The 23,011-nt window shown below is 70.0% G+C and carries 19 protein-coding genes; 7 read left to right on the top strand and 12 right to left on the bottom strand.

The window, feature by feature from the left end:
* Positions 1 to 377 precede the first annotated feature (377 nt).
* Positions 378 to 1,445: an alcohol dehydrogenase catalytic domain-containing protein gene (locus tag ACWEKM_RS10175; RefSeq protein WP_451620699.1), complete on the top strand. Its 1,068-nt coding sequence runs from the start codon at positions 378 to 380 to the stop codon at positions 1,443 to 1,445.
* 20 nt (positions 1,446 to 1,465) lie between these two features.
* Positions 1,466 to 2,176, top strand: coding sequence for a helix-turn-helix domain-containing protein (locus ACWEKM_RS10170; protein WP_451620698.1), 711 nt, complete (start codon positions 1,466 to 1,468; stop codon positions 2,174 to 2,176).
* 93 nt (positions 2,177 to 2,269) lie between these two features.
* Here ACWEKM_RS10170 and ACWEKM_RS10165 read toward each other — a convergent pair whose 3' ends face one another.
* On the bottom strand, positions 2,270 to 2,920 hold the full coding sequence (locus tag ACWEKM_RS10165; RefSeq protein WP_451620697.1) for a CBS domain-containing protein: 651 nt from the start codon (positions 2,918 to 2,920) through the stop codon (positions 2,270 to 2,272).
* Here ACWEKM_RS10165 and ACWEKM_RS10160 point away from each other — a divergent pair.
* Complete coding sequence (locus ACWEKM_RS10160; RefSeq protein ID WP_451620696.1) at positions 2,826 to 4,295, top strand: universal stress protein; 1,470 nt, start codon at positions 2,826 to 2,828, stop codon at positions 4,293 to 4,295. The genes ACWEKM_RS10165 and ACWEKM_RS10160 overlap by 95 nt on opposite strands.
* A 49-nt stretch (positions 4,296 to 4,344) precedes the next feature.
* Here ACWEKM_RS10160 and ACWEKM_RS10155 read toward each other — a convergent pair whose 3' ends face one another.
* Entirely contained in the window at positions 4,345 to 5,370 is a 1,026-nt protein-coding gene (locus ACWEKM_RS10155) for a 6-phosphofructokinase (RefSeq protein ID WP_451620695.1), read from the bottom strand.
* A 200-nt stretch (positions 5,371 to 5,570) separates the two neighbouring features.
* Between ACWEKM_RS10155 and nsrR the strand changes: the two genes are divergently transcribed.
* Entirely contained in the window at positions 5,571 to 6,014 is a 444-nt protein-coding gene (nsrR, locus tag ACWEKM_RS10150; protein ID WP_451620694.1) for a nitric oxide-sensing transcriptional repressor NsrR, read from the top strand.
* 114 nt (positions 6,015 to 6,128) lie between these two features.
* On the opposite strand, the gene ACWEKM_RS10145 is transcribed toward nsrR, so the two are convergent.
* From ACWEKM_RS10145 to ACWEKM_RS10135, 3 genes are all read right to left on the bottom strand, one after another.
* Positions 6,129 to 7,946, bottom strand: coding sequence for a stealth family protein (locus tag ACWEKM_RS10145; protein ID WP_451620693.1), 1,818 nt, complete (start codon positions 7,944 to 7,946; stop codon positions 6,129 to 6,131).
* Positions 7,947 to 7,959: 13 nt separating this feature from the next.
* Entirely contained in the window at positions 7,960 to 9,657 is a 1,698-nt protein-coding gene (locus tag ACWEKM_RS10140; protein WP_451620692.1) for a stealth family protein, read from the bottom strand.
* Positions 9,658 to 10,268: 611 nt separating this feature from the next.
* Positions 10,269 to 10,607, bottom strand: coding sequence for a hypothetical protein (locus ACWEKM_RS10135; RefSeq protein WP_451620691.1), 339 nt, complete (start codon positions 10,605 to 10,607; stop codon positions 10,269 to 10,271).
* Between the two features lie 434 nt (positions 10,608 to 11,041).
* Here ACWEKM_RS10135 and ACWEKM_RS10130 point away from each other — a divergent pair, with 434 nt between their 5' ends.
* The gene (locus tag ACWEKM_RS10130) at positions 11,042 to 12,766 is read left to right on the top strand and encodes an alpha/beta fold hydrolase (RefSeq protein WP_451620690.1); all 1,725 of its coding nucleotides are present in this window, start codon (positions 11,042 to 11,044) and stop codon (positions 12,764 to 12,766) included.
* 56 nt (positions 12,767 to 12,822) lie between these two features.
* On the opposite strand, the gene ACWEKM_RS10125 is transcribed toward ACWEKM_RS10130, so the two are convergent.
* A complete protein-coding gene (locus ACWEKM_RS10125; RefSeq protein ID WP_451620689.1) occupies positions 12,823 to 14,082 on the bottom strand; it encodes a beta-ketoacyl-[acyl-carrier-protein] synthase family protein in 1,260 nt (419 codons plus the stop codon).
* Positions 14,083 to 14,503: 421 nt separating this feature from the next.
* On the opposite strand from ACWEKM_RS10125, the gene ACWEKM_RS10120 reads away from it, so the two are divergent.
* Positions 14,504 to 15,154, top strand: coding sequence for a helix-turn-helix domain-containing protein (locus tag ACWEKM_RS10120; RefSeq protein WP_451620716.1), 651 nt, complete (start codon positions 14,504 to 14,506; stop codon positions 15,152 to 15,154).
* A 153-nt stretch (positions 15,155 to 15,307) separates the two neighbouring features.
* Here ACWEKM_RS10120 and ACWEKM_RS10115 read toward each other — a convergent pair whose 3' ends face one another.
* The 6 genes from ACWEKM_RS10115 to ACWEKM_RS10090 form a co-directional block, all read right to left on the bottom strand.
* A complete protein-coding gene (locus ACWEKM_RS10115; protein WP_451620688.1) occupies positions 15,308 to 16,027 on the bottom strand; it encodes a LuxR C-terminal-related transcriptional regulator in 720 nt (239 codons plus the stop codon).
* An 86-nt stretch (positions 16,028 to 16,113) separates the two neighbouring features.
* Positions 16,114 to 17,541, bottom strand: coding sequence for an MFS transporter (locus ACWEKM_RS10110; RefSeq protein WP_451620687.1), 1,428 nt, complete (start codon positions 17,539 to 17,541; stop codon positions 16,114 to 16,116).
* A 158-nt stretch (positions 17,542 to 17,699) separates the two neighbouring features.
* A complete protein-coding gene (locus ACWEKM_RS10105; protein ID WP_451620686.1) occupies positions 17,700 to 18,677 on the bottom strand; it encodes a HesA/MoeB/ThiF family protein in 978 nt (325 codons plus the stop codon).
* The gene (locus tag ACWEKM_RS10100; protein WP_451620685.1) at positions 18,674 to 19,672 is read right to left on the bottom strand and encodes a hypothetical protein; all 999 of its coding nucleotides are present in this window, start codon (positions 19,670 to 19,672) and stop codon (positions 18,674 to 18,676) included. Before ACWEKM_RS10100 ends, ACWEKM_RS10105 begins: the two co-directional genes overlap by 4 nt.
* A complete protein-coding gene (locus tag ACWEKM_RS10095; protein WP_451620684.1) occupies positions 19,669 to 20,892 on the bottom strand; it encodes an acyl-CoA dehydrogenase family protein in 1,224 nt (407 codons plus the stop codon). The genes ACWEKM_RS10100 and ACWEKM_RS10095 overlap by 4 nt, the downstream gene beginning before the upstream one ends.
* Before the next feature lie 55 nt (positions 20,893 to 20,947).
* Entirely contained in the window at positions 20,948 to 21,340 is a 393-nt protein-coding gene (locus tag ACWEKM_RS10090; RefSeq protein ID WP_451620683.1) for a hypothetical protein, read from the bottom strand.
* 410 nt (positions 21,341 to 21,750) lie between these two features.
* On the opposite strand from ACWEKM_RS10090, the gene ACWEKM_RS10085 reads away from it, so the two are divergent.
* Positions 21,751 to 22,953 carry a permease gene (locus ACWEKM_RS10085; RefSeq protein WP_451620682.1) on the top strand — a complete coding sequence of 401 codons (1,203 nt, stop codon included), beginning with the start codon at positions 21,751 to 21,753 and terminating at the stop codon, positions 22,951 to 22,953.
* Positions 22,954 to 23,011 lie beyond the last annotated feature (58 nt).

Genomic DNA, 23,011 nt, shown 5'->3' with positions numbered 1-23,011 from the left:
GCCCGGCCCGCCGCCCGGGCCGTTCGGCAGCAGGCCGCGCCCGCCCACGGCTCACCGCTCGCGGCACCGGGCCCGATGCGCGGCCACCGCCGTCGGCAGCGGCGCAAGGATGCGGTCGGCGGGCGCGCACGGGGAACGCGTCCCAAGGCTCCCCGCCCGCACGGTCTTCGCACGTGGTGCACGCCGGCCGCGAGCCGCCGCGGCCGATGGGCGGACCGGCGGCAGGCGAGGGCCGGTCGGCCCAAGCGCGGTCCCGCGCACACCGCACAAGCTGAACCTGCGGGGCAACCCCGGCACCGTGCCGGGACCGGAACCGCGTCCCAGCCGTACGCGCCGGGACCCCGGGTCGCAACAGGTCGAAGAGCGTGAGGAGCGTCATGAAAGGCTTCGTCTTCCACGGCCCTGGACAGGCGTCCTGGCAGGACGTCCCGGATCCGGACATCAAGGAACCGACCGACGCGATCGTGAAGGTCGGTGCCGTCACGATCTGCGGCACGGACCTGCACATTCTCAACGGGGATGTGCCCGAGGTGCACTCCGGGACGGTGCTCGGCCATGAGGCCGTCGGCGAGATCGTCGAGGTCGGCAGCGATGTGCGCACCGTCCGGCCGGGGGACCGGGTGCTCGTCTCCTGCATCACCTCGTGCGGCCGGTGCCGGTTCTGCCGGGAGGGCGGCTACGGCCAGTGTCTGGGGGGCGGGGGCTGGACCCTCGGTCATTTCATCGACGGCACCCAGGCCGAGTACGTGCGCGTGCCCTACGCCGACCTGTCCGTGCATGTGCTGCCGGCTGCCGTCCGCAGCGAGGACGCCGTACTGCTCGCGGACATCTTCCCGACGTCCTACGAAGTGGGCGTGCTCAACGGGCGCGTTCGTCCCGGCGACACCGTCGTCGTCGTGGGCGCCGGTCCCGTCGGGCTCGCTGCGATCGTGACGGCGCGGCTGTTCGCACCGGAGCGGATCATCGCGGTGGACCTGGCCCCGGCCCGGCTGGAAGCGGCACGCCGGTTCGGCGCCGACGCGGTGGCCGACGGCCGTGAAGCCCCCGCCCAGTTGGTCGCAGACCTGACCGACGGGCTCGGCGCGGACGTGGTGATCGAGGCCGTCGGCGCGCCGGAGAGCTTCGAACTGTGCACCCGCATGGTCCGACCCGGCGGTCATGTGGCCAACGTCGGGGTGCACGGCAGATCGGCCACGCTGCACCTCGAAGACCTCTGGAGCAAGAACGTGACCATCACGACGGGGCTGGTGGACACCTACTCGACGCCCACTCTGCTGCGGATGGCCGCCGCCGGCCGGCTGCCGACCGACCAGTTGGTCACCCACACCTTCCCGCTGGACCACATGGCGGAGGCATACGACGTCTTCTCCCGGGCCGCCGACACCGGCGCGCTCAAAGTGGTGCTGGGCGGCGAGCAGCACGAACTGGCCGTTCCCACGGCCTGACCAAAGGGGCTCGACGGACCATGAGCACACGGACGAGGACGGGCACGGCGCCCGCGAGCGCACGGACGCGGACGGGCACGGCGGCGCCCGCGAAACCGCTCGGCGACCTGGGCCGACGCCTGGCCGCGCGGCGGATACAGGTCGGCCTGAGCCGACGGGAAGCAGCCGCGCGCGCGGGCATGGCCACCAGCTATCTCGGCTACCTGGAGAACCATCCGGACGCCGCGCCGAGCACGGGCGCGCTGCTGCGGCTGGCCGAGGCACTGGAGACCACCGTCACCGAACTCAGTGGCGGCGCCGTCGACCTGCCCTCCGGGACCGGACGCGCCGGACGGTCCCCGGAGTTCACCAGACTGCGCCCCGGCGAGTGCCGGGCCCTGCTGGCCTCGCACGGGGTGGGGCGGATCGCGATCCCCACCTCGTCCGGGCCGGTGATCGTACCGGTCAACTACAGCGTCGTGGACGAGGCGATCGTCTTCCGCACGGCGCGCGGTGCGACCCCGTCGCTGGCCGAGGGCCGTCAGGTGGGCTTCGAGGTCGACCACATCGACGACGCGTTCAGTCAGGGCTGGAGCGTTCTGGCCCGCGGAACCGCACGCGTGGTGACGGACCCGCAGGAGCAGCGCCGGTTGACGCAGCGGGCCTACAGCACGCCCTGGGCCGGGGGCTCCCGCCAACTGTGGGTGCGCATCCATCCCTTCACCGTCACCGGACGCCGGATCACCGTCTGAGCCCTGGACTTCGCGCGCCGATCGGCCCGGCCGACGGGATGCGGTGCGTCGGCGCCCGGCAGGCGACGTACGCCGATGTGCCCGGCGCCCGCCCTACGCGGTGGCCGCGGTGAGTTGGCAGTTCACGCTCACCACGCCCTCGACGCCGCGTACGAGGCGGACGGCAAGCGGAATCCGGGTGGCGTCCGGGACGCGTCCGGTCAGCGTCGCGACGCCTTCGGTGACCGTGATGTGCACGGGCTCGACCGGTGCCGGGAAGAGCGGGTCGACGACATCGCGCCGTATCTCGTCGGCGAGGTCGTTGTCCGGGCGCAGAAAGACCTTCAGCAGGTCCGCGCGGCTGACCACGCCGTCGAGCACGCCCTCGGCGGTCACCACGGGCAGCCGTTTCACCTGCCGCAGCGCCATGATGCGCGCGGCCTCGGCAAGCGTGGCGTCGGCCCGGACGGTGACGGCCGGGGTGCTCATCAACTCCTCGGCCGTCAGCGCCCCCGCCTTGGCCAGGTCGGACAGGCGGCGCCGCTGGGTGAACCGGTCCGGGTCGTCGTCCCGGAACTCCTCCTTGGGCAGCAGATCGGCCTCGGAGACCACTCCGATCACCCGGCCGTCGCCCTCCACCACGGGAAGAGCGCTGACCTTCCACTGCTCCATGCGTTCCACGACATCCTTGAACAGGGCCTCGCGCCCCACTGCGACGACGGCGCGCGTCATCACGTCACTCACCCGGTGCGGACTGCCCTGCATGCTCTCCTCCTCGCGGAGTGGGGGCGGAGGCGTTTTCATTTCGGGGCGTTTTCATGTCGGGCCGCCGCTGCCGTACGACAGGACAGGTTGGGACGGGAAGGGCCACCCGCTTCTCGCGGATCCGGATTGCGCGGTGCACGGCCGCGAGCCGTTTCCCCGCGTCTGCCCATGCTCCTTCCCGTCACCACCAGCACACCACGGAAACGGTCCGCCGACGAGTGCCGATCGGCCCCATGGGCGCCGCGGGCCCGGCCGATTCCGGCTGTTCCGGCGCCGCGCGACGCTTCGCCGCACCCCGTGCCCGGTGCGGGCGCCGGGCGGCCCCGCTCATGGAACAGTGGAACAGCGGTCCGGGAAGACGGACGGGCCGTGCGGTGTCCGCACACCGCGGATGCCGGGCGAAGAGCAGCAAGAGCAGCAAGAGCAGCAAGAGCAGCAAGAGCAGCAAGAACGGCAAGAACGGCAACAGGGAAAAGGGGGATGCGGTGAGTCACCCTGTGCTGGCGGGTGTCGACGGTTCCGGTTCAGCCTGGCCGCAGCCGACTGGGCGGCCCGGGAGGCCCTGCTGCGCGGGGTCGCGCTGAGCCTCGTACACGTGGCTCCGTCGCTTCCGGGCGGCAGCGTGCCCGCTCCGGCCGCGCGGACGCTGCATGACGTGGGTGAGCGGATGCTCCGGCAGGCGGTCGCCGACGTGAGCGGGCGATACCCGGACATCGAGGTGCGGGGCGAGCAGGCCGACGGCGCCCCCGCCGCGGCGCTGAATGCCGCCGCCCGCGGTGCCGGGCTCCTCGTCGTCGGGACGCGGGGGTCGGGCGGCTTCGACGGCCTCGCGGTCGGCTCGGCGGCCCTGGGGGTGGCGGCAGCGGCGACCTGTCCCGTTGTCCTGGTGCCCGGACGGGCCGTCGGCGCCCATGGAGGAGGGGCGAGCGCGGTGCCCGGGGATGCTCAGGTGGTGGTCGGCTTCGACGCGCACCGTCCCGTCAGCGAGGTGGCGGACTTCGCGTTCTCGGCCGCTCAGGCGCGCGGAGCATCGCTGCGGGCGGTTCAGGCATGGGCCCTGCCCGCCGAGTCCGTGTCCCCGCGGACGCTCTTCGTCTCCGAGGAGGACCGCGCCACCTGGGAGGACCAGGAGGTCCTGGAGCTCTCGGACGCCTTGCGCGGATGGCGGGAGCGGTATCCGGCGGTGACGGTCCGCGCGGATGTCGTGCTGCTCCATCCCGCGCAGGCACTCCTGAACGCCGCACGGCGAGCCGGCCTGCTCGTCGTGGGCTCTCGCACCGGTCAACGGACGGCCGCGGGCCGGCTCGGGCCGGTCACCCACGCGGTGCTGCACCATGTTCACTGTCCTGTGGCGGTCGTTCCGCACGCCGGATGATCTCCAGGTCCGTCGCCCGTACTCCCGCCCGCCCCACGACGCCGCGCGGTCAGCCGAAGAACACCTCGAACTCGTCGTACAGCGACGGATCGACCTTCTTGGTCCGGGCCGTGACGTCGGACAGGGGAACGCGGACGATCCTGGTGCCGTTCAGCGCCACCATCACGCCGAAGTCACCGTCCTTGACCGCGTCCACGGCGTGCAGCCCGAAACGTGTGGCCAGCCAACGGTCGAACGCGCTCGGGGTACCACCGCGCTGGACGTGACCGAGCACGGTGGTGCGGGCGTCCGTGTCCGTGCGCTCCGAGATCTCCCGGGCGAGCCACTCGCCCACGCCGGACAGCCGCACATGCCCGAACTCGTCCACCGCATGGTCCTTGAGGACCATCTGCCCCTCCTTGGGAACCGCGCCTTCCGCCACCACGACGATCGGCGCGTAATGGATCTTGAACCGGCTGCGCACCCACGCACAGACCTCATCGATGTCGAACGGGCGCTCCGGGATGAGGATCACATTGGCACCGCCCGCGATGCCCGCGTGCAGGGCGATCCACCCGGAGTGCCGCCCCATCACCTCCACCACGAGCGTCCGCATGTGCGACTCGGCTGTGGTGTGCAGACGGTCTATGGCCTCGGTCGCTATGCCGACGGCGGTGTCGAAGCCGAAGGTGTAGTCCGTGCCCGACACGTCGTTGTCGATGGTCTTCGGTACGCCGACCAGTTTGATCCCCTGCCGGCCCAGCTCGGCGGCGACGCTCAGCGTGTCCTCACCGCCGATCACGACGAGTGCGTCCACGTCCTGTGCGGCGAGTGTGTCCCGCACGCGTCGCACCCCGTCCTCGTGCTTGAACGGATTGGTCCGGGAGGATCCGAGGATGGTTCCGCCGCGCGGGAGAATCCCCCGCACGCTGGAGATGTCCAGCGGGACGACGCTGTTCTGGAGCGCTCCGAGCCAGCCGTCGCGCAGTCCGACGAAGTCGAAGGCGTGCTTCTGAACGCCCTTCCGGACGACGCTGCGGATCACCGCGTTCAGGCCGGGGCAGTCCCCGCCGCCGGTCAGTATTCCGACCCTCATGGCTGTCTCCCTCCTCGTCTCTTTCAGCGTCCTCTCCCATGCTGGGGGTGACCAGTTCGCAGACGGCAGGGCGGGCGATCCACGGGCGCGTGGGCGAGGACGGACAGGAGGGCCCGACATACCGGAACATGAAGGCGAATACAATAGTGCCAACGGCCCTTAAACTGGAATCTGGTATGCATATTTGCTAGGGTGCCGCCGTGCGATTGACGAAGTTCACGGATCTGGCGCTGCGCGCGGTGATGCGGCTGGCCGTCTCCCAGCAGGGCGACGCCCTGACCACGCGTGAGGTCGCCGAGGCCGTGAAGGTGCCGTACGCGCACATGGCGAAGGTGATCGCCCGGCTGCAGCACCTCGGCGTGGTCGAGGCCCGGCGAGGACGTGGGGGCGGGCTTGAGCTGACCGAACGCGGGCGACGTGCCTCGGTCGGGTGGCTGGTCCGTGAGCTGGAGGGGGAGGGTGAGGTCGTGGCTTGCGAAGGCGATCCGCCCTGCCCGCTGCGCGGGGCCTGCCGCTTGCGCCGGGCACTGAGGGCCGCCCAGGAGGCGTTCTACGCGACGCTCGACCCGCTGACCGTCACCGACCTGGTGGCATCGCCCACAGGTCCCGTGCTGGTGGGGCTGGTCGGCACCCGCCCCGAATGATCCGGCTCCGCACTGCGGGAGTGACCGTACCGATCGGACGCGGCATCAGCGCACTCGCAGCCTGAGTACCGCTCCTGTCCGCCGACTCCTGAGCCCGCGGGCAGGGGCGGGGTGTCATTCGTGGCGCCGTGCGTCCCCCAGCGATGCCTGCTGCGGGAGGCTCACCGCAGCAGGCCCGATCAGTCGTGAGAGCGGCCGCGGCGCACCTTCGAAGCGGCTCGGGAAGGGGTACTTCCGTTCCAGGAAGGCACGAAGGGCGGTCTGGGCCGCCGCCCTGGCCTCCGGGGCCGTCTCCACGTCGTTGAGGCAGAAGAAGTCGATCTCCTCCCCGGCCGCAAGGCGGTCCAGGCGCCGCCGCATGTCCGGTGCGCCCAGCTGGATGTAGCGGAAGCGGTAGTCGGCCGGGACGGCCCGGCCGGAAGCGATCGCCCAGTGGTGGTGGAGGGTGGACGCCGGGGCGACGTCGGTGATGGTGCGGAAGCGCGAGTAGCAGGTCCGCCGCAGCTCCTCGATCGCGAGGCTCTCCATCTCACGCATGACCGACAGCAGTTGTGGGTGCGGGGTGTGCAGCGACTTGTGCGTGACGTATCTGCTGTGGAAGCGCCTGATCACCTCGCGGGCGTTCTTGCCGGCGGAGTTCGGCGCCGGCTCCAGCGGATGCGGGGCGCCGACGCCGAGCTTCAACGGGGACAGCGGGATCCGGGCGATGCCGTTGCCGTGGAAGAAGTGCTCCGCTCGCACCGGGCGGTTGATGAAGACGTCGTCGTTGAAGTACAGGTAGTGCTCCGACAGCCCCGGTATGTGGTGCAGTCGGCTCTCTATCGCGTGCGAGTTGAAGACGGGGAGGGCATCGGCCGGAAGGATGTCCCGGTGATCGATCACGGTCAGGCCCGCCGCGTCCGGATCCAGCCAGGCGGGGATCTGCGAGTCGGTCACGAGGTAGACATGCCGGATGAATCCGGCGTACATCTCCAACGAGCGCAGCGCGTACTTCAGTTCGTCGTGGCTGGTGTAGCGGGAGGCGCCGGTCTCGCGCGGGGCGATGGGGTTGTCGGAGAGCGCCTGATGGGCACGGCGCTTGGCGGCCATGGCCGGGTCGTCCCCGTCGACCCAGGTGTACACGGCGTCGACGGGGAAGCGCACCTCGTCGATGCCCGGCTCGGCGAACGGTGCGAACGTCGGCACGCGGCCGCGGCGGCCTGCCACCGTGGCCGGCTGCTGTGCCGCCGTGGGAAGCACCTCCGACACCGGGTTGCGGCGCGGGGCGACGAGCGCCGGGCCGAAGACGTCCTCCAGCCGGCTGCCGGGCACGGTGAGCCAGGAGGGGTCGGCGCCCGCGGCGGTGCCCAGGTCCCGGCCGCGACGCCAGAACTCGATGTCGCACCCCGTCTCAAGACCGCTGAGTACCTGCCCCGCCGGACCGAGGCGCACCACGCCGGTACGGAGCACCGCGGCCCGCCTCAGTGCCCGCGGCAGCTTTCCGTCGGCCCACAGCACCGCGGTCGTCACGGCGCCGTCCCGGCCGACGGCGCCGACGTACCCGGCGGTGCGATCGAAGCGCTGCGCGGCCCGGGCGAGGACCGTGCCGCGGTACCTCTCCTCGACGCCGATCACCTGCCGTGGCGCGCCGTATCCGTGGTCGGCGGGAACGAGGAAGTACGGGACGCCGATCGCCTCCAGTACGGTGCACACCCGTTCACGGTCGGCTTCGGCGGCATCCGCGGCGGTGTAGTCGGCGACCGTGCGTCCGTACAGCCGCGTCGGTCCGCAGGTGATCGGGCGCAGCCCGGGTACGGCGGCCCGCAGCCGCCGTCGGGCCCGGGCCGTACGCAGCGTCCAGAGCCGGGCGGACTGCCAGAGCCGGAGGTACACGAACAAGTCCCGGGCGGCCCGCATGCCCGCGGGCGCCGCGAAGCGGTGGCGTAGGTCCATGGGCGTGTTCCCGTCAGCTCTGCTTCTCGAAGGGGCTCGGGAACGGGTAGTAGTGCTCCAGGAACTCGCCCATCCGGATGCCGACCTGTTCCCGCTCCTCGGGCGGCACATCGACGTCGTTGAGGCAGAAGAAGTCGAAGCGGCGGTTGCGGCGCAGATCGGCCAGGCGCGCCTCGGCGTCCGGGCGGCTGATGTTCACGTACCGGAAGCTGAACCTGCCCGGCACGCCGAGGCCGGCCATCAGCGCGTACTGGTACAGCAGAGGGGCCGTCATGGCGATGTCCTGCGGTGAGCGGAAGCGGGACGCCGTGGTGCGGCGTACATCCTCCGGGAACAGCTCCTCGATCGCCCGAAGCGCCCCGCGTTGCTGCGGCAGCGGAGTGTGCATGAAGTTGTTCGTCGTCATCCGCCCGAACTTGTCGAGCAGCAGCCGTCGGACGTTCTTGCTCGCGGAGTTGGTGGCCGTCTCCTCGGCGTGCGGTTTGCCGACGCCGATCTTCAGCGGGGACACCGGGATCTTCATGAGACCGCTGCCGTGGAAGAAGTGCTCGGCGGTGACCCGGCGGCCGACGAACACGTCGTCGTTGAAGTACAGATAGTGCTCCGACAGCCCCGGTATGTGATGCAGCCGGGTCTCGATGGCATGCGAGTTGAACACCGGCAGGACGCCCTGCGGGAAGATGTCGCCGTGGTCGACGACCGTGATCCCCGCGGCCCGGTCGTCGAGCCAGTGCGGTTTCTGACCGTCGGTCACGATGTAGATGTGCCGGACGAAGTCGGCGTACATGGCCAGCGAGCGCAGCGAGTACTTCAGCTCGTCATGGCTGGTGTACCGGGAGGCGTTGGTCTCCTTGTCCAGGATCTCGGCGGTGCCGCGGTCCTGGTACCGGGCCCGCTTGGCCCGCATCCCGGGCTCCTCGCCGTCCACCCAGGTGTAGACGACGTCGACGGGAAACGTCACGTCGCTCACGGTCGGCCGGGTGAACGGGACGAAGCTCGCGAACTCCCGGTCGCCGATGCGCACCGTGGCCGGCTGCTGCTCGGCTGCCGGCAGTACGTCCGTGATGCCGTTGTTCCGCGGCGCGATCAGGGACTCGGCGAAGATGTCCTGCGACGCCTGCGGCTGCACCTTGGCCAGTCGCCGCGGCCCGTCGGCGGACGCGAGGAGTTGTGCGCCGTCCTCCCAGAACTCGACGTCACAGGCGAGTTCCGGCCCGGCGAGCAACTGGCCCGAGGGGCCGAGGTGGTTCTCCCCGATCCGCAGGGTGGGGGAGGTGCGCAGCGCGGCCGGCAGCACCCCGTCCATGAACAGCGCGGGATGGTTGAGCCTGCCGCCGGGCAGCGGCCTGCCGATGAACACCGCCTTCCCCGCGTTCTGTGCCTCCAGGGCGGTCAGGAAACGCTCCCGGTCGACGGCGTTCACGCCGACCGTGTGACGCGTACGGGAGGCCGGCACCAGGAAGTAGGGGATGCCTTCCCGCTCCAGCGCGGCGATGACCAGGCCGAGGTTGGCGGCGGCCGCCTCAGCCGCGCTGAACCGGGCCACCACCCGTCCGTAGAGCTGCTGGCCGCGCACCGCCACCGGGCGCAGCACCGGGTCCGTGACCGCCGCCCTCCGGCGCCGCCGCATGGTACGCAGCTGCCACACCCTCTCGGCGGCCTTCCGCTCGACTCGCGGTCGCATCCGCCGGGCAAAGGAACGCACGGTCACGTTCTGAACTCCTCTTCATCCACCCCTGTACAGGCCCTGCGGTAAACCAGACGGACGCACATGGCGAAAGGTTGTACGAGATTTCTCCGAAAATTCACGATGACCGTATCTTGCTCATAACTCGGGGTGGTAGGCGCCGCTGCCGGGGTTGGCGCGTCGGCGCACGGCGGTGGGCCATCCCGGAGTCCTCGACGGATGGGCCGTAGTGCGGTGACGACCGCCGGCGCGGGTGACGGCGCAACGGCACCGCGCGTTACGAGCGTGCGCGCTGGGCCGGCCCGATCCGACGTCCGCGCAGTGCGCGAAGCCTGGCGAGAAGACCGGGGCCGCGGGGCGCGTCGGCGGGGCGTGGCCGATAATGGGTTGCGGTGCCGGGCTCTTCGCGTGTCACCGGTTGCGCGGTGGGCGCCCCGATGGTGCCGTCGAGGATCGGCGCGGGTTCGGGTTCTTGGGGAGGCGTACGGTAACTCAGGGCGCGCAGATATCCTTCCAGCGCGCGTCCAGGGTCGGCCGGCATGACTGCTCCTGCTGCGTCGGTAAGCGGAGAGGGGATACCTGAGCGGTGTCCTCTCGTGCCACACGGGCACCGGAACCTGACACCGCGGTTCCGCTCAGCAGCGCAGGACGACGCAAGAAGAGTCGGCACTCGCGAGGGGCGCCCGCTCGGGCAGCGGCCGAGCGGCGGAAACCCGTCGTCCGTCCCCGGGATGCGCGGCGGGGAAGGGCGAGCAGAGCACGGTGTGCTTCTGCGTTCTCCGGCCAGGGTGTTCCACGCCTTTGGCGGTGAGCGGTTTCCTCGTTTCGATGACACAGGCGACGCTCTCCGTCGCTTCGATCTCGCCGGTGTGATCTGCCATGAGCGCGGCACACAGCGCCGCCAGCACGGCGGCCAGTACCAGGACGGCTCTCCGCGCGGTCGTGCGATGCAACCCGCCACCCCAACCGATCACGTACGCAGCGTAACTGCCCTGCTACTGTGCGCGCATTCCATCGGACGAGTGAAGGACGACGCAAGGCGGCGCGGCACGCCGAGGACCGCCTGGTGTATCCGTCGCCCGTCGCCCGTCGCTGAGCCATTCGAGCCCTTCGGTCAGAGCATGGAGCGTGTCCGGAAGTCCGCCCAAGTCCAGGCGGTGACAGGCTGGCCGCGGCCCGTCCTCGGGCTCCGGGCCGCCGATCGTCGACGCGCATGCGGGGCCGAGGCGGACATCCGCCTCGGCCCCGGTATCCGGTCAGCCACCAGTCCCCGATCGTGTGATGTCAGTTCGCTCCATTCAAATCATCCCCAATGCATCGATACGCTGAAGTCGCCCCCAGAGGGGGGCCTTTGGCCCGGTCCCGGGGCCACGCAGGCGGGGCAGTCGGCACCGCGCGAGGAGACAGCATGCTCTCGGACTCGATCGTCCTCGGCGCCGGAGGTTTCATCGGGCGCTCCCTGGTGGCGGAACTGCTGCGCGACGGACGCCAGGTGGCGGCCGCCGTGCGGGGTTCCGCGGACGGGCTGACGGCATGGCTCGACACGCAAGGGGTGGACCGGTCGGGCCTGAGCGTCGTCCGGGCCGACGTCACCCTGCCCGGGCTCGGCCTGCCCCAGCAGGGGCTGCACGGTGTGCGCGACGTCTACAACACCGCCGCGCGCTTCGCCTTCGGCATCGAGGCCGAGCAGGCGCGTGCGGTGAACGTGACGGGTGCCGTACACGTGGTCGACTGGGCGGCCGAGCTGCCTCGGCTGCGTCGACTCGTCCACATCAGCGGCTACCGAATGGCCGCCGCGGACAAGGAGCCGGTGGACTACGGAAGGCAGGGGGCGTACGAGGCATCGAAGCAGGAGGCCGACGGAGCGGTCCGGACCCGCTCGCAGCAACTGGGCGTGCCGCTGACCATCGTCAATCCCAGTACGGTGATCGGCCCCGACCAGTACGTCGGTCTGGCCACGGTGGTCTGCGAACTGTGGCACGGCCGGTTGAGGGCACTGCCCGGCGGTCCCGGTGTCTTCGTCCCGATCGTCACCCTGGACCATCTCGTCGGCTTCCTGGCCGCCCTTCCCGGACATGAGGAGAGCGCGGGGCGTGCCTACTGGGTGCTGGACGACGCGACCCCCGATCTGCCCGACCTGGTCCGTATACTCGCGGAGCACATGGGAGTTCGTGCCCCGCGCCGTTCGGTGCCGGTCGGACTGCTGCGCCGACTGCCCCGCGCGATCACCCGGACGGACTCCGAGGCCCTGTCGTTCCTGTCGACCGATCGCTACGACACGTCCTCCGCCCGCGCGTTCGCCGTGTCGTGCGGCCTGACGATGCCGTCCGCGGAGCCCGCGCTGCGCCGATGGGCCGACGACCTGGTCGCCACCCGTTTCGGACGATCCGACCGTAGCCGCGGACCCTACGGCTTCCAGAGTGTGGCAGGCAGCCGGACCTGGACGATCGGGGAACGACGCCGCCCCGGCCATGTCCTGCTGCACGGCCTTCCCGTGAACGCCGATGTGTGGAAGGGGACCGCGGACCGCCTCAGTGCTCCCTCTCTCGCCGCCGATCTGCCCGGTTTCGGCCGGTCGGGACCGTCCGCAGGACCGCTCGACGACTGGCTTGAGGATCTGCTGCGGCCGGTGGAGACACGCCCCGTTCTCGTCGCGCACTCGCTCGCGTGCGGCCCCGCGCTGCGCTACGCCACGGCCCACCCCGATCGTCTCTCCGCGCTGGTCCTCGTCGCCCCGGCCTTCCTGCAGCAGCCGTCCTTTGGGCTGCTGCGCTCGCGGCTGGCCGTGCCGCTGCTGCGAGCAACTCCCGTACCGCGTCTGGCCCGTTCGCTCGGCCTGCCGCAGTACGGCGGCCTCGACGGGCTCGGCGTCGACCTCCGGCGGGCGGGGGCGGCCGGCCGGGTGATCGCTGCCGTGCGCACCGCCCACCGGCAGCGTGCGGAACTGCGGCAGCTGCTCCAGCGGGTGCGGTTGCCCGTGCAGATCGTCGTCGGGTCGGCGGACCCGCTTCGGGAGTCCGTGCACAAGCCGGTCACCGTGATTCCGGACGCGGGCCATTATCCGCAGGTCACGCATCCGGCCGTCGTCGCCGACGTGATCAACTCCTGCCGTGGCGGGGTCGGCGTGCGGTAGCGGGGGACGGGCCGGCCGGTGGACATCGAAAGGCCGCCGCCCCGGCACAGAGCCGCTCATCGGGTGAAGGCGAGCACCACGTTGTGTCCGCCGAATCCGAACGATGTGGACAGGGCCGCCCGTGCGGTCGTTCGTCGCGGCCGGTCTGTCACCAGGTCCAGCTCGATTCCGTCCGCGGGCTTGTCCAGATTGCGGATCGGCGGGATCAGCCCGTGTTCCAGGGTCAGCGCGGTGAAGACCGCCTCGACCGCGCCGGAGGCACCGAGCAGATGTCCGGTGGCGGACTTGCAGGCCGTGACCGCCGGATGCGAGCCCACCGCCTTCCCCACGGCCCGCGCCTCGGTGACGTCCCCGACGGGGGTGCCGGTCGCGTGAGCGTTCACATGGCAGATGTCGGTCCTGGTGAGGTCGGCATCGCGCAACGCGGCCTTCATGGCCCGCACTTGGCCTTCGGTGTCGGGCAGTGTCACATCGAACGCGTCGGAGGTGACCCCGGCACCCGCGAGCGTCGCATGGACCGCGGCGCCGCGTGCCCGTGCGAACTCGGCACGTTCCAGTACGACCATGCCGGCCCCCTCGGACATGACGAAGCCGTCGCGCTCCTGGTCGAACGGTCTGGAGGCCAGGTCAGGGGCGTCGTTGCGCAGCGACAGGGCGCGCATGCGGGCGAACGCGCCGAGCGACAAGGGATGCAGACAGGCGTCCGTGCCTCCGGCGATCACCACATCGGCGCGGCCCGCCCGGATCAGCAGGGCACCGACCGCGAGCGCCTCGGCGCCGGACGCACAGGCGCTGGTGGGGGCATGGGTACCTGCCCTGGCCCCGACCAGCAGACCGACCGCCACGGCGCTGCCGTTGGGCATCAGCCTGGGCACCGTGTAGGGGGACAGGGCGCGCTGGCCCCGCGCCTCCATGCAGTCGTCCTGTTCCAGCATCGTGAGGGCGCCGCCCACGCCGGTGCCCACCACCACGGCGAGCCGTTCCGGTTCGACGTCGGGCTCACCGGCGTCGGACCAGGCTTCCTCGGCGGCCACGATTGCCGCCGCCTGACTGCGGTCCAGCCGCCGCAGTCGGACGCGGTCCAGCCGTCCGCCGGGATCCTCGTGCATGATTCCGGCGATACGGACGGGCAACTGCTCGGCCCAGGCGGTGCTCAGCCGGGACACGCCTGAGCGGCCGGACAACAGTGCTCGCCAGGTGGAGGCGACGTCGCCGCCCAGGGGAGTGGTCGCGCCGAGCCCGGTCACCAGCACTTCGGCCGCCGTGTGGGGGCCCTGGCCGTCGGGCCAGGTCGTGTCATCGGTCACGGGCAGCATGGCCGATTCCCTTCATGTGACCTTGCCGGCCGGCGCGTGGAGTCGACGGTCGCGGCGCAGCCGCTGCCGCCGTGTGCACCAGCGTGACGATGGACACCAGCAGTTCGCCGGTGGTGAGCAGACGGATCGCCCGATGGGCGCTGGAGAACTCTCGGGCGTCAGAGACGCCCCCGGTCTCTTCCACGGTGCCTCCTGGATTATTCCGAAACAGTGCCCAATTTCCGTTGACGGCGTTGAAACAGTCCGGATGATCGCCGTCGTTTCGGTAATTGACAATTTACTCGGGTGAGGGGTTCGGATCTTCACCCGTTCTCATGAATTACGCAGCCCGGCAATCAAGGCCAGGGCTCATACTTTCTGGTCAGCCGGGCAGTGCCTGACATTATGGTTGTATGACGATGTTTCTGGAGCGGTGTAGGTGATGGCCTTGTTGCGGGCGCAGCGGCGGCTGCTGCATAGTGAAAGTGAAATGGTGCTGGGCGGGCAATCGAGGATTTCAGCGGTGCTGAGGATTCGGATTCCCTGCCATTGGGAAAAGGGGAATTTTGTGCCGGAGTACGGCGCGGGGGAATTTTTCTCGGTCGGCGACGCTGTTCGTGTGGTGCGGTGGCCGGTCGAGATGAAGGAGTTGGAGGAGTTGCGCCGGCGCGGGATCCCTCGCCTTCTCGTGGTGGAGAACGGCGCCACGGCGCCGATACCGCCGGACTCGCGCGAGGACTGGGTGCGGGCGCCCGTGAGCAAGGCGGACTTCGCGGCGCGTATCGCGGCCCTTCGGGCCCGGGCCGACGTGCACCACGTCCCGATCCTGGACCAGGACGGGCTGCTGCGCCACGGCAGCGGGATGGTGGTGGTGTCGCCGACCGAGATGGACCTGTTGCAGCCGTTGGTCGAACGATTCGGCGGTCTCGTGGCCCGGTATCAATTGATCGCGCTGCTTCGCACGCGCCGCGGAAAGGCGAGCCAGAACGCGTTGGACCTACACATGATAAGAATGCGACGCAAGGTGGCCCGGGTCGGACTGTGCATCCGGACGGTCAGCGGTCGGGGATACCTTCTCGAATCGCATGACTGAGGCCCTTGAGCGTGTGAACGCCCCCTGAGACAGGCCCCGTTGGACGAATCGTCCAACGGGGCTCGTGCGTGGTGCGGAAGGCTCACTGGAGCACGGGCGGGGCAACTCGGGCCAGGCCGCCGACAGTTCACGCCCGTGCGCGACCCCAGAGCCTCACGGAACGTTGTCGCGGTGCCCGCGGCGCAGACTCGGGCATGGAGGCGGCATCAGGCCGCTTTGATAGGCGTGGATGACGGCGTGCACGCGATTGCGCAGGTTCAGTTTGTCCAGCAGACGCTGCACATGGGACTTCACGGTGTTCTCGCTGAGCACCAGCGCCACAGAGATTTCGGTATTGCTCAGGCCGTGGGCGAGCAGTTGGAACACCTCCCGCTCACGCCGGGTCAGCAGCCCGATCCCCGCACCGTCCTCTGCGGCGGCGCGAGGGGGGACCGCAGTCTCGGGAACCCCGTCGACGGCACGCCCCCACACCTCACTCCCGGCACAGAAGATGCGGTAACCGGCCGCCACGACATGGACCGCAGCCCGTAGCTGCCCCGGCGTGACCCGGTTGAGAATGATGCCGCCGGCTCCCGCCCGGAAGGCGTGCAGAGCCCATGCGCTGGGTTCATTGGTCATGAAGAGGACGTCCGGAGCCCTCCCGCGGGAGCGGACGGCGAGTTCGGCGACCAGGTCCGCGGTGTCCAGGGTGTGCGGCTGCACACCGGCCAGCAGCAGATGCGGAGCGAGGGCGCCTGCCCCGGCGACGGCATCGACCACATCGGACGTCTCCGCCACCACCTCGATGCCCGCGTCCTCGTCGAGGACGGACCGGATGCCGGCGCGCACGATCGCTCTGTCGTGCACCAGGAGAACCCTGATCGGTGAGCTCATCTCTCGTCCCTTGCTCGGACAGCACCTGCGCCTTCTCGACTGCTCGGACCGCACCTGCCGCCTTCTCGACTCGTCCGGCCACGGCCTCATCCGTGATCGTTCACGGACACCGGGACCGCCGCCCCGGGCGCCGGGGACCCATGGACGCGGGGCCGCCGGGGTGTCACCAGCACGGCGAGGACGCCGACCCCGATGAGGACGACACCGGTCCACACCGCGGGGACCATGCCGTCCGTGAACCGGTCGGCGGTGGTGAGGTCCCCGTGAGCGGAGAAGACGGAGGCGAGCACCGCGATACCGAGGACACCGCCCAATTCGCGCAAGGCGTTGATCGCCCCGGACGCCATCCCGCGGTCCTCGGCCTCGACCGCGCTCATCACCATGTTCGCGGTGGGGGAGAAGTAGAAGGTCATGCCCAGACCGCACAGGACCAGCGCGGGGATGAGCGAGGGATACGAGACCTGGGCAGACACCCGCCAGGCGATCCAGCCCAGCCCGCACGCCTGGAGCGCCAGGCCGGTCGAGACGATGACCCGGCCGCCGACACGGTCGGACAGCAGACCCACGAGCGGCGCCACGACGATGGGCACCGCCGTCCACGGCAGGATACGCAGCCCCGCCTCCAGCGGTGAGTAGCCCCTCGGGCCCTGGAAGAACTGAGTGAGCAGGAAGACCGAGCCGAACATGCCGGCGAACATCAGCAACCCGGCCGTGGTCATCGCGCCGAAGGTCCGGTTCCGGAACAACCGCATCGGGAACATGGGGATGTCGGTGCGCAACTCCCACAGGACGAAGGCCGCCAGGACGACGGCGCCACCGTTCAGCGAGACCAGCACCCGCGGGCTGCTCCAATGGTCCGCGTGGCCGTGGATGACGCCGAACACGATGCCGAAGAGTCCGATGCCGGCCAGTGCTGTCCCCACCAGGTCCAGCCGGGGCCTCGGCCCGTGACTCTCGGCCAGCTTCCAGCGGGCGAACGGCAGCACCACCGCCCCGATCGGCACATTGATCCAGAAGATCCACTGCCAGCTCAGGTGTTCCACCACCGCACCGCCGAGCAGGGGGCCCATGGCGATGGCGACACCCTCCACGGCGCTCATCGCGCCCAGCAGCGCCCCCCGCCGGTTCGCCGGCGCGGCCTCGGTGAGGAGCGTCAGGTTCAGCGGCATCAGCAGCGCGGCACCCAGGCCCTGCACGGCCCGGGCGGCGATCAGGGCGCCGATCCCCGGCGCGAGCGCCGCGCCGCCCGACGCCGCGGCGAACACGGCCATGCCGATGCCGAACATCCGGCGTCTGCCGAACCGGTCCCCGAGGGCGGCACCCGGCAGCATGAACACGGAGTAGGTGAGGGTGTAGGCATTGACGGTCCACTCAAGTTCCTGGATGTTCCCGCCGAGATCATTGCGAATCGCCGGCAGGGCGGTGATCACGACCAGGTTGTCGAGCGACACCATCGCCACGCCGAAACCACAGCAGAGGAACGTCCACAGCACGCTCCGCTTCGGAACAGTCATGTCCATCTCCATGATGGTGTGCCGCCCAGGGCGGCTGCGCCGGACGCGGCACCGAGACCCGAGGGCCGTCGGGAGCGCTGGCTCTGGCCCGCGGGGCTGTCGGTGCATGCGTCCTTGAGCCGTCCTGGGCGGGTCCGCGGTCAGGGGGGTCAGGGGGGTCAGGAAGGGGGATCGGTCCGCGGTCCACGGGCGTTCGCGGTCCGCGGTGTCCGATCGCCGGGATTCCGGATCATCCGGAGGAGCTCTGGCAGCAGCGCCCCCAGTTCCATCGGCCGGCGTGCGCGGGAGCGCCACTGCTCACCGAACGGCCTGACCTTCTGGTGGACGTCGAGGCGGATCTGTTTCCGCACCCGGTGCCCGGCGAGCAACCGGACCACCATGTGCGCGCTGATGACGCCGAACGCCATGGCCGTGTAGGCGACTTGGGGAAAGCTGTAGTCGTCCCGAGCGTGGTTGGCGCGGATCTCGGTGAGCATGTCGGTGGGCACGTATCGCAGCGGGACCGCACGGCGCAGGAGTTCCCACATGTCCAGCCGGGCGGCGTCCTCCTCGCGGATGGCACCCTCGAACGTTTCGCGCACCTTCCGGTAGTCGTAGCAGCGGACGTACTGGGTGCCGGCCATGTCCCATCCGGTGATGAGCGGAAGCCTCCTGTGCAGGGCGTGGCGGTGCAGAAGGTGTTTGGCCTGCCAGCCCTCCCGCGTGGTGACGTCCACCCCGTCGATGATCACCTGGCACGAAGCGGTCAGCGCGGGTACCGAGTGCGGGGTGACTCCGTCGGTGAACACCTCCACCGAGGCATGGGGGTTGATCTTTCGGATCCGGTCCCCGGCCACCGACGCCTTGTTCCGCTCGATGTCGATGACGCCCGCCGACTGCCGGTTGAGATTGTTCAGCTCGTACGTTCCCGGGTCCGCCAGGACGAAGTTCTGTGCGCCGAGCCGGGTCAGCGGCTCGACCGCCGCGCCCCCGATCGACCCGCAGCCGGCCACCAGGATGGTGGCCGCGCGGAGAGCCGCCTGATCGGACGATGCCACCACTCCGGTGTTGCGCGTGGTGAACTCGGTGTAGAAGTCGGAGCCCGTCCCGGGCCGCGCGGCTGCCCGAAGCGTCTGCTTGTCGCCGTCGGTCGTCACGTGTGGTCCTCCTGCTTCGCGCGCCGGGCCTGAAGCCGTCCGGTGTCCTTGCGCCGCCCGGCGAGGGCGGTGATGAGGGCCTTGGACGAGGCGAGGTCGCTCGTCCCTTCGAGATGGGAGCGAACGATGTCTCGCTGCCATGTGATGTTCTTCGGGACCGGGGCCGCGAATGGCTTGGCCACCACCGCCTGCCGGTAGATCGGCGCCATGGGATCGGCTGCGGACAGGCATGGTGACGAGTCGTCGACGATGTGCAGGTCGAAGCCGACGAGGCGCAGATGGCGCAGGGCCACATGCTCCTTGGCGTCGCCGAGTACGATGCGCACGGCGTCGCCCAGCGCGATCAACGCCTCGCCCATGCCCAGGATGAGATGCCAGGGAACACGGTCGTGCTGCTCCCCGCGTGGCATGGTCTGATCGCGCAGGAAACGTTTGAACTCGAAGGCGTGATGGGTGCCCACGCCGGCTGCGGCGTACTGACCGAGCAGATCGACACCGTGTGCCGCCTCCGTCGGGAACGGAACACGGCGCGGCGAGTCGAGAGGGAGGCTCTCCGCATCCGCGGAGCCCGCCATTCCCACGTATCCCCGGATCCTTCCGGTGTGCCGGCAGAGGGTGACAGTGTGCACGTTCTCCACGCCGCTCGGGCGGGGCAGCGGTTCGTGGAACGCGGCGATCCGGTGGACGATATCGGCGGAGATCCAGCGAAGCCGGAGATACTGCGCGAGACGGAACCCCAGAATGGCCTTGAGATACCGGGGAGGAAAGAGGCTGTCGCGGCCCGTGACGGTGATCAGCCCGCTGATCGGATCATCGATCAGGGACAGCGGTTCCCCCGTGAGTTCGGCGGGCAACTGCCGGTAGCTGAGCCGCTCGTGGAGCTTGATGATGTCCCTGGCATACCGCCGGGCCAGGCGCTCCGGCCGGCCGCCGGAGTCCGGCGTCGCCGGTTGCCGGAGCAAGTCCTCGGGGACGGTCGGCAGATCGGTGCTCACCACTCGCCCTCCTCGGCATAGAGGTGGTCGGTGACGGCGAGTGCCAGGACCTCGGGAGTGCCCTCGTAGATACGTGTGCCCAAGGCGTCGCGCATCATCTTCTCCACGCCGTAGGACCGCAGATAGCCGCGCGCGCCGATGAGCGAGAGGGCCGCGTCGGCGACGTCGATGGCCGCTCGGTCCGCGAACAACTTGGCCACCGCGGGTTCGTAGACCGGCGGTGGCAACTCGTTGTCCACCTTGTCCGCCGCCCGCAGGTACAGCAACCGAGCGGCGTCGACCTTCGCGGCCATGTCGGCGAGCTTCGCCGCCGTGAACTGCTGGTGCCGCAAGTGCAGCCCGCCTTGTACCCGTTCGCCGCACCAGGACGTGGCCCGCTCCAGCGCGGCGCGGGCCACCCCCGTGGAGATGCCGGCCACCGCGGCACGGGCCATATTGCTCTGCGCCATGTTGATGGCCATGCCCTCGCCCTCACCACCGATCATGTACTCGGCGGGCACCCGGACCTCGTGGAACTCCAACTCGCCGCCCAGGCAGGCGCGATACCCCATCTTGTCGGCCACGGGACCTCGCACCACGCCGGGCAGGTCCAGGGGGACGATGAAGGAGGTCAGCCCGGTGGCGCCCACACTGCCCTGCATGTTCGCGAAGACGGACGCGAACGCGGCGACCTTGGCGTTCGTGATGAACCGCTTCCGTCCCGTCAGCACATAGTGGTCGCCGTCCCGGCGGGCGGTGGTGACATTCCGCGCGTGCCGCGCCTGGGCGGGGATGATCAGGTCGCAGCCCGCGTCCTCCTCGGTGACCGCGTTGCATGCGAGTACCGGCTCGTCACCGGAGAACAGGGGCAGGAAACGGGCTTGCAGCCGGGGATCGCCGGACAACAGGATCGGCGCCTGGCCCAGCAGGGTGGCCCCGAAGATCAGCGCTGTCCCCGGGCAGACGGCGGCCACCTCCTCCAACGCGGTGGCCACCCCCAGCATTCCGACGCCCAGGCCACCGTATTCCCGTGGTACGGCCGCGCGGGTGAGGCCGATCCGATGGCCGCGCCCGACGAGATCCAGGTCGAAGTGGTCTGCCGGTGCCTGGTCCAGTTCCTGGACGCGTGGACGGACGTCGTGCTGGGCGAAGTTCTTCGCGGCATCCTTGAACTGCTGGACTTCGGGCGGCAGTACGGTGAAGTTCAGTCCCGCCATGGATTCGGACAAAGCGGTGTTCACGGGGTACGACACTCCTCACAGGTTGTTTCCCCGGGGCCCGGCGCTCCGCGGAGAGTCAGGCATCGACGCCGAAGCCGGCGGCGATGTCGGGGTAGCGGTCGAAGGCGGGTCGCAGCATCGGCACCAGTTCCAGCACCTTGGCGACCTTGCCGCGGATCCTGAGCCGGCCCGTGGCGATGGCGACGGGCACCATGAGCCGTCCCATCCACAGCGCATGAGCCGTGTCGCAGGACATCTTGAGAGTGATCGCCGCCGTCTGCGGGCCACCCTCGCCGACGATGACCTCGTCCGGCGACACATACAGTCGGCAGTCCGGCTTCGTGTGGACGAGACGGACGGTCAGCTGCTCCCGCCGGGCCCGCGTGACGAATTCCTCGTCCTTGAGCAGCACGGTAAATAATTGACCAAATACTTCTGCGGCCAATTCGCCGGAGGAAAAGGTTGACATTTTCCCTGGACCTTCCTGTTGTACACCCTCGGGTGCGGACGCTCGCTCGGTTCCTACAAGAAGAAGTTGGGCATTGCGGCCCCCGATACCCGCGAGGCGACATAAGGCTGAAGGAATCCGGAAAGGTACCGGAAAGGGCGACCGGTGCTTGCTCGAATATATCGGCGGTAATCGAAATCTCATCGAGTAAGAGCTCCGAACAGAATGGGAGTCCGATCAGCCGTGCGTGCCAGGCGTCGCGCGCCGGGCGCCCATTCTGTTCGGGGCTCTAAGGCCCTGTGGAGGCTGTTTCTGGAGTGGCTGAGGGGCGGCCGGGCGATTCCTTCGCTCCGCTCCGACAGGCTGATCGGCATGCGACGGCAGGGCGTGTCCGCAGGCCCTGCGCCCGCCTCGGAGGGGAGGCTTCACGCATGCACGCCGTACTGCACGCGCTGTCCATCGCCGGGTCCATGACCTGGGAGATCACCTGGGCGCTGATCCTGGGCTTCGCCCTGTCCGCCGTCGTTCAGGCCGTGGTCCGCAAGTCCACCGTCGTCTCCCTGCTCGGTGACGACCGGCCCCGTACCCTCGCCGTCTCCGCGGGCCTGGGTGTGGCGTCCTCGTCCTGCTCCTATGCCGCGGTGGCGCTGGCCCGTGCCCTGTTCCGCAGGGGCGCGAACTTCACCGCCGCGATGGCCTTCGAGATCGCCTCCACCAACCTCGTCGTGGAACTCGGCGTCATCCTGGCGTTGCTGATGGGCTGGCAGTTCACCGTCGCCGAATTCGTCGGCGGCCCCATCATGATCATCCTGCTGGCGGTACTGTTCCGGCTGTTCCTGCGTGACGAGTTGCTGCGCCGGGCCCGCCGACAGGCGGAACGGGGGCTTGCCGGGTCGATGGAGGGCCACGCCGCGATGGACATGTCCGTCCGGCGTGCGGGCTCCTTCACCCGCCGGCTGTTCTCCCGCGAGGGCTTCACCGCCACCAGTCACGTGTTCGTCATGGAATGGGCGGCGATCCTGCGCGACCTGGTCGCCGGCCTGCTCATCGCCGGCGCCATCGCCGCCTGGGTCCCGGACTCGTTCTGGCGCGCCTTCTTCTTCGAAGGGCACCCGCTCGCCGCCAAGCTGTGGGGACCCGTGGTCGGCCCGCTGGTGGCGATCGCCTCATTCGTGTGCTCCATCGGCAATGTGCCGCTGGCGGTGGTGCTGTGGACGGGAGGGATCAGCTTCGGCGGCGTGGTGGCGTTCATCTTCGCCGACCTGCTGATCCTGCCGATCCTCAACATCTACCGGAAGTACTACGGCGCCAGGACGGCCGCCTTCCTCCTCGGCACCTTCTACCTCGCGATGGTCATCGCCGGATATGTCGTGGAGTTCGCCTTCGGCGGCCTCGGCCTGATCCCGGACCAGGCGGCCGCGAAGGTCCCCATGGAAGGCGTCAGATGGAACTACACCACGTGGCTCAACATCGTCTTCCTCGTGCTGGCCGCCGTGCTGCTGGTGCGGTTCTCGCGGACCGGCGGGCCGACCATGCTCCGCATGATGGGCGGCTCACCCGAAACGGGCCCCGGCGACGCCGACCATGCACAGCACGGGCACCGCACGGGGGACGCCCCCAACGGACCCCACTGACCTGTCGGTGCTCTTGGCGTACGCGGGCGGCCTTGAACTCGGCGGAGGGCGACACAAC

The sequence above is a fragment of the Streptomyces sp. NPDC004752 genome, from assembly GCF_053601275.1.
This window is presented reverse-complemented; position numbering and strand designations above follow the sequence as displayed.

Coding starts and splice junctions, on each gene's coding strand:
- ACWEKM_RS10170 (WP_451620698.1), top strand. CDS start 1,466: ATGAGCACACGGACGAGGACGGGCACGGCGCCCGCGAGCGCACGGACG.
- ACWEKM_RS10175 (WP_451620699.1), top strand. CDS start 378: ATGAAAGGCTTCGTCTTCCACGGCCCTGGACAGGCGTCCTGGCAGGAC.
- ACWEKM_RS10145 (WP_451620693.1), bottom strand. CDS start 7,946: ATGGACCTACGCCACCGCTTCGCGGCGCCCGCGGGCATGCGGGCCGCC.
- ACWEKM_RS10130 (WP_451620690.1), top strand. CDS start 11,042: ATGCTCTCGGACTCGATCGTCCTCGGCGCCGGAGGTTTCATCGGGCGC.
- ACWEKM_RS10155 (WP_451620695.1), bottom strand. CDS start 5,370: ATGAGGGTCGGAATACTGACCGGCGGCGGGGACTGCCCCGGCCTGAAC.
- ACWEKM_RS10125 (WP_451620689.1), bottom strand. CDS start 14,082: ATGCTGCCCGTGACCGATGACACGACCTGGCCCGACGGCCAGGGCCCC.
- ACWEKM_RS10120 (WP_451620716.1), top strand. CDS start 14,504: ATGGCCTTGTTGCGGGCGCAGCGGCGGCTGCTGCATAGTGAAAGTGAA.
- ACWEKM_RS10090 (WP_451620683.1), bottom strand. CDS start 21,340: ATGTCAACCTTTTCCTCCGGCGAATTGGCCGCAGAAGTATTTGGTCAA.
- ACWEKM_RS10115 (WP_451620688.1), bottom strand. CDS start 16,027: ATGAGCTCACCGATCAGGGTTCTCCTGGTGCACGACAGAGCGATCGTG.
- ACWEKM_RS10160 (WP_451620696.1), top strand. CDS start 2,826: ATGCGTTCCACGACATCCTTGAACAGGGCCTCGCGCCCCACTGCGACG.
- ACWEKM_RS10165 (WP_451620697.1), bottom strand. CDS start 2,920: ATGCAGGGCAGTCCGCACCGGGTGAGTGACGTGATGACGCGCGCCGTC.
- ACWEKM_RS10085 (WP_451620682.1), top strand. CDS start 21,751: ATGCACGCCGTACTGCACGCGCTGTCCATCGCCGGGTCCATGACCTGG.
- ACWEKM_RS10110 (WP_451620687.1), bottom strand. CDS start 17,541: ATGACTGTTCCGAAGCGGAGCGTGCTGTGGACGTTCCTCTGCTGTGGT.